The following is an 11092-nucleotide window of genomic DNA, read 5'->3' as shown; positions in this document are numbered from 1 at the left end:
GGTGTTTAGAAACCGCAAAAACAACTTATATATTTTATAGTAAAAATACAATTGTTGCAATAGGACTTAGTAATTTTAAAAAATTTTATAAATTTATGAGTAAATCGATTATTTCAAAATTACTTTAATTTAAGTTATAATAACTCCATGATTATTATGAGATAATACTTGAAATAAGGAGTGACTAGCATTCTTACGCATTCCGAACAAAGTGCAATTCAAAAAATTGATGACTTAATGAATACTTATTGTGACAAATGTTTACTTAAAGCGCATATTAGAAAAACAGAGGGCAAAACACAAGCCCATCATTTTTGTATATCAGAGTGCTCAATTGGTAAACAGATTAAGCAATTAGGAAATGAACTTCAATAGGGGGCAAATCGTATTATGCAAATTGTATCAATCGAAGAAACACCAAATTATAATACCATGAAGATTAATTTAGATGAAAAAAGAGCAGATAATCAGTCGAATACATTTACATCAGCTAAAGATGGACAACCTGATTTTATCAATCGATTATTTGAAATTGATGGGGTAAAATCTATTTTTTATGTAATGGATTTTATTTCAGTTGATAAAGAAGAAAATGCTAATTGGAATGATTTATTACCTCAAATTCAATCCGCTTTCAATTAATTCGTAATTAAGAGGAGGGGATTTTGTAAATGGAAATTTTAAGAGTTGAACCAACACCTAGTCCTAACACAATGAAAGTAGTATTAACTGAAAAAAGATCAGATAACCAATCTAATACTTTTACAGAAGTTAAAGAAACGAACCCAAAATTTATAAATGATTTATTAGCACTTGAAGGTGTGAAATCTATCTTCTATGTTATGGACTTTTTAGCTATAGATAAAGAACCACGCGCTAATTGGGAAAATGTATTGCCTCTCATCACTTCTACACTAAGTAATGAAGAAGCGACTGATGTTCAATCTCAAATCGACGACCATTTCGGTGAAGTTAAAGCAGAGGTATTAACTTTTAAAGATATACCATATCAAGTCAAATTAACTACTTCTGATGAAGAAAAACGTCAACAACTTCCTGATATGTTTGTAGAAAGTATGTTAAGCGCTCAAAAAGATGGAGAAAATGTGGTCTTTTTACGAAAATGGCGTGATTTAGGTATTCGTTACGGCGAGCTTGATGAGGTTATGAATGAAGTCATTGAAGAAGTTCTTGCAATGTACCCTGAACAAAGATTGGAGGATTTAATGCAAGCAGCTTTATCAACAGACACATTTATTCCTCAATCACAATTTAAGCACATTACAATCGAAGAATATCAACAAACGGAAGATTGGAAAGTCCGCTTACGTATGTTAAAGGAATTTCCAACACCTACCATGGAAGATTTACCGCTTCTACAACTTGCTTTACAAGAAGAAAAAGTCGCATTAAGAAGAGAAGCTATCGTTTTGCTTGGCATGATAGATGATAAAGCTGTACTTCCATACCTTTATGAAGGGCTTAAAGATAAGAGTCCCGCTGTTAGACGCACAGCCGGAGATTGTCTGAGTGACTTAGGTTATAAAGAAGCCTTACCAGAAATGGAAAAAGCCCTAAATGATCCTCAAAAAATTGTACGTTGGCGTGCAGCTATGTTTTTATTTGATGAGGGGGGCGAAGCGCAACTTTCAAGTTTAAAGGCACATGCGGACGATCCAGCATACGAAGTTAAATTACAAATTGAAATGGCTATCTCTCGTATTGAAAAGGGAGACGAAGCACTTGGCTCAGTATGGAAACAAATTGCCAATCGGGAAAAATAAACATTATTAAATACTTATATTAGGAGTGAATTGACTATGAATCCATATGAACAATATATGAAAGAACTAGCACAACAAATGCGTGCTGAACTTACTGAAAATGGGTTTGAAAGTTTAGAAACAAGCGAAGCAGTATCAAACTATATGAATAATGTCGGCGATAACGATACAACATTTGTTGTTATCAACTCTACTTGTGGTTGTGCTGCTGGCTTAGCTAGACCGGCTGCTGTTGCTGTTGCAGAACAAAACGATAAGAAACCTACAAATAAAATCACTGTTTTCGCTGGACAAGACAAAGAAGCAACACAAACAATGCGTGAATATATCCAACAAGTACCATCAAGCCCTTCATATGCTCTATTTAAAGGCACTGAATTAAAACATTTTATCCCACGTGAACATATTGAAGGTCGCGATATTCAAGATATCTGCATGGATATTAAAGACGCTTTTGATGAAAATTGCTAAATAAAATCAATCTTTATATATAAATTTTACAAAACCTATAATAACTAATTGATTTTCAAAGAGTTTATTATAGGTTTTTATTTTTATACTTACACTTCCATTTTTTTAAATTTAGACTATGTTAATGTTCAAAATTCCGAAAAACTGAGGAACTCTATTAGAGATAATTTAATAACCTTTCATTTTCTAGTATAATAATAGTTAATATATAGATTTAGGAGATGACACTATGTTAAACCCCTTTGATTCAGCCTATCACAGCTTATGCGAAGAAATCTTAAAAATAGGTAATGAACGTGATGATCGAACACATACTGGTACGATTTCAAAATTTGGTCATCAACTACGATTTGATTTATCAAAAGGATTTCCACTTTTAACTACAAAAAAAGTATCTTTCAAATTAGTAGCTACTGAATTATTGTGGTTTATTAAAGGCGATACTAACATTCAATATTTATTAAAATATAATAATAACATTTGGAACGAATGGGCTTTTGAAAAATATATTCAATCCGAAGATTATCATGGACCAGATATGACAAATTTTGGTCATAGAGCCTTAGAAGATTCTAAATTTAACGAACAATATAAAGAAGAAATGGCTAACTTTAAGCAACGCATCTTAAATGATGATAGTTTTTCTGAAAAATATGGCGATTTAGGAAATGTATATGGTAAACAATGGCGCGATTGGGTAGATAAAGAAGGGAACCATTTCGACCAATTGAAAACAGTGATTCAACAAATCAAAGACAATCCTAACTCACGACGTCATATTGTATCAGCTTGGAATCCTGCTGAAATTGATTCAATGGCTTTGCCACCTTGCCACACAATGTTTCAATTTTATGTGCAAGACGGTAAATTAAGTTGCCAACTATATCAACGTAGCGCAGACATTTTCTTAGGTGTACCTTTTAACATTGCTAGCTATGCATTATTAACACACCTTATAGCTAAAGAATGCGGCCTTGAAGTAGGCGAATTCGTCCACACATTTGGAGATGCACATATTTATTCAAATCATATTGATGCTATTCAAACTCAATTATCTAGAGAAAGCTACACGCCTCCAACGTTAAAAATAAATTCTGATGCTTCAATTTTCGATATCAATTATGAAGATCTTGAATTAATAGATTATCAATCACACCCTGCAATCAAAGCGCCTATTGCAGTTTAAAGCTTTTCAAATTTTTATTTAAAATGAAGTCATCGTACACTCATTTTTTAATAAATAATTAAACGTATTATTTAACAAAAATTCAAAAATTTATCCTTAAATATATAACGGAGGGAAAATTATGACTTTATCAATTTTAGTAGCACATGATCAACAACGTGTCATTGGGTATAACAATGACTTACCTTGGCACTTACCAAATGATTTGAAACATGTTAAAAAGCTCTCAACAGGTAACACTTTAGTAATGGGAAAAAGAACATACGATTCAATTGGTAAACCATTACCAAACAGACGAAATGTTGTTTTAACGCATGACACTTCATTTCATGTAGATGGTATAGATGTTATACACTCTTTAGATGAAATTTACGAGTTAGAAGGTCACGTATTCATCTTCGGAGGTCAAACTTTATTTGAAGAAATGATAGATAAAGTAGATGATATGTATATTACTGTAGTGGAAGGGAAACACCAAGGAGATACATTTTTCCCTGAATATACATTTGAAGATTGGGAAGTAGAATCTTCTGTTGAAGGGGAATTAGACGAAAAAAATACAATTCCGCATACATTTCTACATTTAGTTCGTAAACATAACAAGTAAAGTGATTTAATGGAGGTATTTATGACAAAACAAATTATAGTGACGGATTCTACGTCAGATTTATCACAAGACTATTTAAAACAACATAACATTCACGTCATTCCTTTAAGCATTACGATTGATGGCAAATCTTATGTTGATCAAGTAGATATTACATCTGAAGAATATATACAACACATCGAAGACGACGCCGATGTTAAGACGAGTCAACCACCAATCGGAAAGTTTATCGAACTATATGAAACACTGTCGAAAGATGATGTAGAAATCTTTAGTATACACATGTCATCTGGTCTTAGTGGAACTTACAATACCGCACTACAAGCAAGTGAAATGGTAGATGCCAATATAACCGTTATTGATTCAAAATCAATTTCATTTGGTCTTGGGTATCAAATTCAAAAATTAGTTGAATTAATTAATACAAATCTCACTTCTATTGAAATAGTTGAGAGTCTAAAAGAAATACAAAAAAATACAAAATTATTCGTAGTTATCGGTCAACTTAATCAATTAATTAAAGGTGGACGTATTAGTAAGACAAAAGGGTTTATTGGAAACATTATGAAAATCAAACCTATTGGGACACTTGAAGATGGCTATTTAGAAATGGTGCATAACGCACGTACTCAGAATTCAAGTATTCAATATTTAAAAAAAGAAATTTCAGAATTTATTGACAAGCATAAAATTAAATCAATCGGTGTTGCACATGCAAATGTGATTGATTTTGTTGAAAAGTTAAAATCACAATTTGATGACGCATTTGATCCTCAAGAATATGATGTAAATGTCACAACACCAGTTATTTCAACTCATACTGGACAAGGGGCAATAGGGCTAGTCGTTGTTCGTCATTAATTTATTTTAAGTGATGTATAAGTAAATTACTTTAAAATCAATTCATATTGTCGTAAATTTAAATAATAATAAAGGAGGTAATCAAATGGCATACGCAACATTTGCTGGAGGATGTTTTTGGTGCATGGTTAAACCATTCACATCATATCCAGGTATTGAAAGTGTAGTTTCAGGTTATAGTGGCGGTGACGTAGAGAATCCCACATACGAACAAGTTTGTACGAATAAAACAGGCCATAGAGAAGCTGTACAAATCACTTACAATCCTGAAATTACGTCTTTTGAAGATATTTTAGATGTTTATTTTAAAACATTTGACCCAACTGACAATAGTGGTCAATTCTTTGATAGAGGCGAAAGCTATGAACCTGCAATCTTCTATCATGATGAACAACAAAAGCAAGCTGCTGAATTAAAAATTCAACAGTTAAATGAACAAGGTATATTTAAAAAACCTGTCATCACGCCTGTACTTCCTTATAAGAATTTTTATCCTGCAGAGGATTATCACCAAGATTATTATAAGAAAAATCCTATGCATTACGAACAATACCAACGTGGATCAGGTAGAAAAGCTTTTATTGAATTACATTGGGGGGTCAAAAAATGATTAAAAAAAATAAAAATGAATTAAATGAGATGGAGTACTTAGTAACACAAGAAAATGGTACTGAGCCTCCATTCCAAAATGAATATTGGAATCATTTTGACAAAGGAATTTATGTTGATAAAATTTCAGGTAAGCCCTTATTTACATCTGAAGAAAAATTCGAATCTAATTGCGGATGGCCTAGTTTTTCGAAAGCAATCGATGATGATGAAATTATTGAACTCGTTGATAAAACATTCGGTATGGTTAGAACTGAAGTAAGATCAGAAGAAGCAAATAGTCATTTAGGACATGTTTTTAACGACGGTCCTAGAGAAAGTGGCGGTTTACGTTATTGTATTAATTCAGCTGCTATTCAGTTCATACCATATGAGAAATTAGAAGAACTTGGATATGGCGATTTAATTCCACATTTTGAGAAATAGGAGTGAATGAATATGTTTAAAAAATTATTTGGTAAAGGTAAAGAAGTTAATAAAGAAATTCAAATTTATGCACCAATTACAGGTGAATACGTAAAAATCGAAGATATTCCAGATCCTGTATTTGCACAAAAAATGATGGGCGAAGGTTTTGGTATTAATCCTTCAGAAGGCGAAGTAGTATCACCAATCGAAGGGAAAGTAGATAATGTCTTTCCTACAAAACATGCGATTGGTTTGAAAGCTGAGAATGGTCTTGAACTTTTAGTACACATTGGTTTAGATACTGTCCAACTTGATGGTCAGGGCTTCGAAATTTTAGTGAATAGTGGTGATACAGTTAAAGTAGGTGATCCATTATTAAAATTTGATTTAGAATATATTAGAAAAAATGCGAAAGATGTTATCTCACCAATTATCATTACTAATTCAGATCAAACTGAATCAATTCATATCGATGACGTTCAAGCGGTAGTTAAAGGCGAAACTAAAGTCATTGATGTGACTATGAGCTAATGAAAAATCATTCTTTTTATCAATTTGCACTTACTGTTAGAGGAAGAAAAGATAGTAAAGGCGAATTAGCAGAAGAAATTTTTAATGATTTAGCTTTTCCTAAACATGAAAGTGACTTTAATACACTATCTGACTATATTGAAATGCAAAGTGATATTACAGTATCAATGTCAGTATTTGACGATTTATACGAAGAATATACAGAATGGTTAAAATTTTAATTGATGTGAATAAGCGCTTCACTCAATAGCTTATAAATTTTAAAATTTATCTATCAAATTGTTTCAATGTAATTATTCTTGCTAGGGCGGGACGAGGAAATCTTTTTAACAGAAGATTGATTTCTCTCCCGCTTTATTATTTTAAACTTTAAATAGTCTTCTAATTTGCGTTTAATTATAAATAAAGACATACTAGTAATATCTTTTCCAAATAAAGAATAAATACATAAGAAGTAATAGAGGAAGTGTTTGAATGAATAATAATACAGATAAGCATGATAAGCAATTGTCTTCTGATCATAAAAATGAAGTGTCATCTCCAAAAAAAGTACACTTAAAGATGTGGCAATTTATTCTTATCTTACTGGTTTCTATTATTCTCACTGCAGCACTAACTGTAGCTGCAACGATTGGAATTAATCATAAATTGAGTGGTTTAACTAAAGATGAACGAAAAGAAATGAAAAAGATTGAATTTGCCTATAAAACTTTAAACAATGACTATTATAAAAAACAACAATCTAACAAATTAACAGAAGCTGCTATTGACGGCATGGTTAAAGAGTTGAAAGATCCATATTCAGAATATATGACTAAAGAAGAAACTAAAAGTTTTAATGAAGATGTGTCAGGTGACTTCGTAGGTATCGGCGCAGAAATGCAGAAGAAGGATAAAGAAATCATGATTACAAGTCCTATTAAAGATTCTCCTGCTGAAAAAGCTGGAATACAACCAAAAGATGTTGTAACCAAAATAAATGGACATTCTGTTGAAGGTAAACCTTTAGATGAAGTAGTCAAAATGGTACGAGGAAAAGAAGGTACGTCAGTAAAACTTACTATTAAACGTGGCTCTCAAGAGAAAGATATTGATATTAAACGAGAAAAAATCCATGTTAAAAGTGTGGAATATAAGAAAAAAGATGGTGTCGGCATTATGACCATTAATAAATTCCAAGAAAATACAGCTGGCGAACTAAAAGCTGCAATAATCAAAGCACACAAAGAAGGTGTTCGCAGTATTGTACTTGATTTACGTAATAATCCTGGTGGCTTATTAGATGAAGCCGTTAAAATGACTAATATCTTCATCGATAAAGGACAAACTGTGGTTCAACTTGAGAAAGGTAACGATAAAGAATCAATTACTACGTCGAATGACGCTTTAAAAGAAGCTAAAGATATGAAAGTGAGCATTCTAGTAAATGAAGGCTCAGCAAGTGCTTCAGAAGTATTTACTGGAGCTATGAAAGATCATCATAAAGCAAAAGTTTATGGTTCAAAAACGTTTGGTAAAGGTATAGTACAAACAACTCGTGAATTTAGTGATGGTTCATTATTAAAATATACTCAAATGAAATGGTTAACTCCAGATGGACACTATATTCATGGCAAAGGTATCGAACCAGATGTTAAAATAGCATCTCCTAAGTATCAATCTATTAGTGTTATTCCAACTGATAAAACATATTCAGTAGGAGATAATAACAAAAATGTTAAATCAATTAAGATTGGTTTAAATGCTTTAGGCTATAATGTAAATGATGAATCAAATCAATTCGATTCAAATTTATCTAATGAACTGAAAGCATTTCAATCTGATAACCATTTACCTACTACTGGTAAATTTGATGCTAAAACAAACGATAAATTCACGCAGTTATTAGTGGAAAAATCTAATAAAGAAGATACTGTATTAGATAAGTTATTAGAAAAACTAAAATAAAGAGGTGTTTTGAAAATGACAATTAGATTAGGTAAAAAAGAGGACATAAACCAAATTGAAGCGTTAGTTGAAGAAGCAAAACAATCAATGCAAGAACAAGATAATAATCAATGGGATGACAAATATCCTGTTGCCGAACATTTTGAAGAAGATATTGATACAGAAACACTTTATGTATTAGAAGAAGAGAATACAATTTATGGTTTTATAGTGGTCGACCAACAACAGTCAGAATGGTATGATGATTTAGAATGGCCAGTTGATAGAGAAGGTGCTTATGTCATCCACAGATTAGCTGGGTCAAAAAATTATAAAGGTGCAGCTACGAAGCTATTTGACTTCGCTGTTCAACTTGCTGAAGACCATGACGTTCACGTTTTATTAACAGATACATTTGCACTTAATAAACCAGCGCAAGGTTTATTTAATAAGTTTGGTTTCGAAAAAGTTGGCGAGGTAGAAATAGACTATCATCCATATGATAGAGGCGCACCATTCTATGCATACTATAAAAACATATAAGAATAGAGGTTAAAAACTATGACTAAAATAGCATTTACTGGTGGCGGCACAGTCGGACACGTGTCCGTAAATCTAAGTCTTATTCCGACTGCTATTGAAAAAGGTCACACGGCATTTTACATTGGTTCTAAAAACGGTATTGAACGTGAAATGATTGAATCTCAGTTATCTGAAATTAAATATTATCCAATATCTAGTGGTAAATTACGCAGATATTTATCTTTTGAAAATGCTAAAGACGTATTCAAAGTGTTAAAGGGCGTACTTGATGCACGCAAAGTATTAAAAAAAGAAAAGCCAGATTTACTATTTTCAAAAGGTGGATTTGTATCGGTGCCGGTAGTAATAGCCGCACGTTCACTAAAAGTCCCAACTATTATTCATGAATCAGATTTAACACCAGGCTTAGCGAATAAAATTTCTTTAAAATTCGCTAAAAAAATCTACACAACATTTGAAGATACATTAAACTATCTTCCTAAAGATAAAGCAGATTTTGTAGGTGCAACGATTCGTGCAGACTTAAAAGAAGGTAACAAACAACGTGGTTACCAACTTACAGGTTTTGACAATTCTAAAAAAGTCTTACTTGTAATGGGTGGAAGTTTAGGTAGTAAAAAGTTAAACGAGACGATTCGTGAAAATTTAGAAGCACTGCTTCAAGATTACCAAATTATTCATCTTACAGGTCATGGTTTAATTGATCACTCTATCAATAAAAGTGGATATGTACAATATGAGTTCGTCAAAGAAGAACTAACAGACTTACTAGCTATTACAGATACTGTAGTAAGTCGAGCTGGTTCAAATGCCATTTATGAATTTCTAACATTACGTATTCCAATGCTTTTAATCCCATTAGGATTAGATCAATCTCGTGGAGACCAAATAGATAATGCTAAAAACTTTGAATCTAAAGGTTATGGCAGAACCATTCCTGAAGATCAGCTCACTCAAGTTAAACTTTTAGAACAATTAAAAGATATTGAAAATCAACGTGAAAATATCATCAAACAAATGGAAACATATAAAGAGAGTTATACTAAAGAAGATTTATTTAATAAAATCTTGAACGACGCTTTATAAACACAGGAGGCGTACTTGATGAATCGTGCAAAGCGCATTACATTACTCATAGTTTTCACTCTAATCTTTGGTATTATCGCTTTTTTCCATGAATCAAGATTAGGAAAATGGATTGATACAGAAGTATATGAATTTATTTATTCATCAGAAAGCTTTATAACAACTTCAATTCTTTTAGGCGCAACTAAAATTGGCGAAGTATGGGCAATGCTTTGTTTATCATTAATGCTAGTAGCTTATTTAATGCTTAAACGTTGTAAAATTGAAGCATTGTTTTTCGCAATTGTTATGGCACTATCAGGAATTCTAAATCCTGTATTAAAGAATATCTTTGACCGTGAACGTCCAACATTATTACGTCTGATTGATATTAGTGGTTTTAGCTTTCCTAGTGGCCATGCCATGGGCTCAACATCATTTTTCGGAAGCGCAATGTTTATCGCTAATCGAAGTATGTCAGGGTCTAACAAAGGCATTATCATCGGACTATGCGCTTTATTCATTCTGTTAATTTCAATTTCAAGAGTGTATCTAGGCGTTCATTATCCAACAGATGTTATTGCTGGTATTATTGGTGGCGCTTTCTGTATTGTTTTATCAACTTTAATATTGAAGAAACAACTATATCCATCTACAAGTTAATATTTTTTCATTAGAGAAACAGTGTATTCTTTGTTGAAGCCTGTTTCTCTTTTATTTTTAGGAAAATGAGTTGAGTGAGAAATAAAAATAAGAAAGCAGTGAACCTCGGCATTAGATTCACTGCTTTAATTAAAACGTTTAAAGCTAATTTTTAAAACTTCAACGTTAGTCTTTTACGGGCATATAAAAGGGGAATAACTCGAAAATGATCAATCCTGTAAGAACGAAATATATGTGGGGGGAATTGTCTTAGTCGGTATTGATAATCATTTTCAACTATTATTATACATGACTGATAATCATTGTCAATTAGAAATGTAAAATTTTTAAATTTATTTTCTATCGTTTACTTTTACGTCAAAAAGTTATCACAACTTGTTTTGCTTTAACATACTTGTATGCTTATTTAGAGATATACTATGATAAAATATTGTTTAT

The 11092-nt window shown here is 31.9% G+C and carries 15 protein-coding genes and 1 pseudogene; all 16 read left to right on the top strand.

Annotation, left to right across the window (positions count from 1 at the left end; translation table 11 throughout):
• Positions 1-180: 180 nt before the first annotated feature.
• The gene (locus CD128_RS10255; RefSeq protein WP_103329815.1) at positions 181-375 is read left to right on the top strand and encodes a zinc-finger domain-containing protein; all 195 of its coding nucleotides are present in this window, start codon (positions 181-183) and stop codon (positions 373-375) included.
• 15 nt (positions 376-390) lie between these two features.
• Entirely contained in the window at positions 391-642 is a 252-nt protein-coding gene (locus tag CD128_RS10250) for a NifU N-terminal domain-containing protein (protein WP_103329814.1), read from the top strand.
• Between the two features lie 29 nt (positions 643-671).
• Positions 672-1784, top strand: a complete 1113-nt coding sequence (locus tag CD128_RS10245) for a conserved virulence factor C family protein (protein WP_103329813.1) — start codon at positions 672-674, stop codon at positions 1782-1784.
• A 36-nt stretch (positions 1785-1820) separates the two neighbouring features.
• Positions 1821-2255: a bacilliredoxin BrxA gene (gene brxA, locus CD128_RS10240; protein WP_103329812.1), complete on the top strand. Its 435-nt coding sequence runs from the start codon at positions 1821-1823 to the stop codon at positions 2253-2255.
• Positions 2256-2484: 229 nt separating this feature from the next.
• Complete coding sequence (locus CD128_RS10235) at positions 2485-3441, top strand: thymidylate synthase (RefSeq protein ID WP_103329811.1); 957 nt, start codon at positions 2485-2487, stop codon at positions 3439-3441.
• Positions 3442-3562: 121 nt separating this feature from the next.
• A complete protein-coding gene (locus CD128_RS10230) occupies positions 3563-4048 on the top strand; it encodes a dihydrofolate reductase (protein ID WP_103329810.1) in 486 nt (161 codons plus the stop codon).
• A gap of 21 nt (positions 4049-4069) precedes the next feature.
• Positions 4070-4909: a fatty acid kinase binding subunit FakB2 gene (gene fakB2, locus CD128_RS10225; protein ID WP_103329809.1), complete on the top strand. Its 840-nt coding sequence runs from the start codon at positions 4070-4072 to the stop codon at positions 4907-4909.
• Between the two features lie 85 nt (positions 4910-4994).
• Positions 4995-5519 (top strand): peptide-methionine (S)-S-oxide reductase MsrA, encoded by a 525-nt coding sequence (gene msrA, locus CD128_RS10220; protein ID WP_103329808.1) that lies wholly within the window; start codon positions 4995-4997, stop codon positions 5517-5519.
• Positions 5516-5944, top strand: a complete 429-nt coding sequence (msrB, locus tag CD128_RS10215) for a peptide-methionine (R)-S-oxide reductase MsrB (RefSeq protein ID WP_103298406.1) — start codon at positions 5516-5518, stop codon at positions 5942-5944. Before msrA ends, msrB begins: the two co-directional genes overlap by 4 nt.
• A gap of 12 nt (positions 5945-5956) precedes the next feature.
• Positions 5957-6457: a PTS sugar transporter subunit IIA gene (locus CD128_RS10210; protein WP_103329807.1), complete on the top strand. Its 501-nt coding sequence runs from the start codon at positions 5957-5959 to the stop codon at positions 6455-6457.
• Positions 6457-6678, top strand: a complete 222-nt coding sequence (locus CD128_RS10205; protein WP_103329806.1) for a YozE family protein — start codon at positions 6457-6459, stop codon at positions 6676-6678. The genes CD128_RS10210 and CD128_RS10205 overlap by 1 nt, the downstream gene beginning before the upstream one ends.
• A gap of 253 nt (positions 6679-6931) precedes the next feature.
• Positions 6932-8404 carry a S41 family peptidase gene (locus CD128_RS10200; protein ID WP_103329805.1) on the top strand — a complete coding sequence of 491 codons (1473 nt, stop codon included), beginning with the start codon at positions 6932-6934 and terminating at the stop codon, positions 8402-8404.
• 15 nt (positions 8405-8419) lie between these two features.
• The gene (locus CD128_RS10195) at positions 8420-8926 is read left to right on the top strand and encodes a GNAT family N-acetyltransferase (protein ID WP_103329804.1); all 507 of its coding nucleotides are present in this window, start codon (positions 8420-8422) and stop codon (positions 8924-8926) included.
• Positions 8927-8944: 18 nt separating this feature from the next.
• Positions 8945-10012 (top strand): undecaprenyldiphospho-muramoylpentapeptide beta-N-acetylglucosaminyltransferase, encoded by a 1068-nt coding sequence (locus CD128_RS10190; RefSeq protein WP_103329803.1) that lies wholly within the window; start codon positions 8945-8947, stop codon positions 10010-10012.
• An 18-nt stretch (positions 10013-10030) separates the two neighbouring features.
• A complete protein-coding gene (locus CD128_RS10185) occupies positions 10031-10654 on the top strand; it encodes a phosphatase PAP2 family protein (protein WP_103329802.1) in 624 nt (207 codons plus the stop codon).
• A gap of 205 nt (positions 10655-10859) precedes the next feature.
• Positions 10860-10969, top strand: a pseudogene (locus CD128_RS12020) (hypothetical protein); the annotation flags it as partial.
• Positions 10970-11092 lie beyond the last annotated feature (123 nt).

The sequence above is a fragment of the Staphylococcus croceilyticus genome (genome assembly GCF_002902575.1).
GTDB lineage: Bacteria > Bacillota > Bacilli > Staphylococcales > Staphylococcaceae > Staphylococcus > Staphylococcus croceilyticus.
Note: the sequence above shows the minus strand (reverse complement) of the source record. Positions and strands in the feature narration are given on the sequence as shown.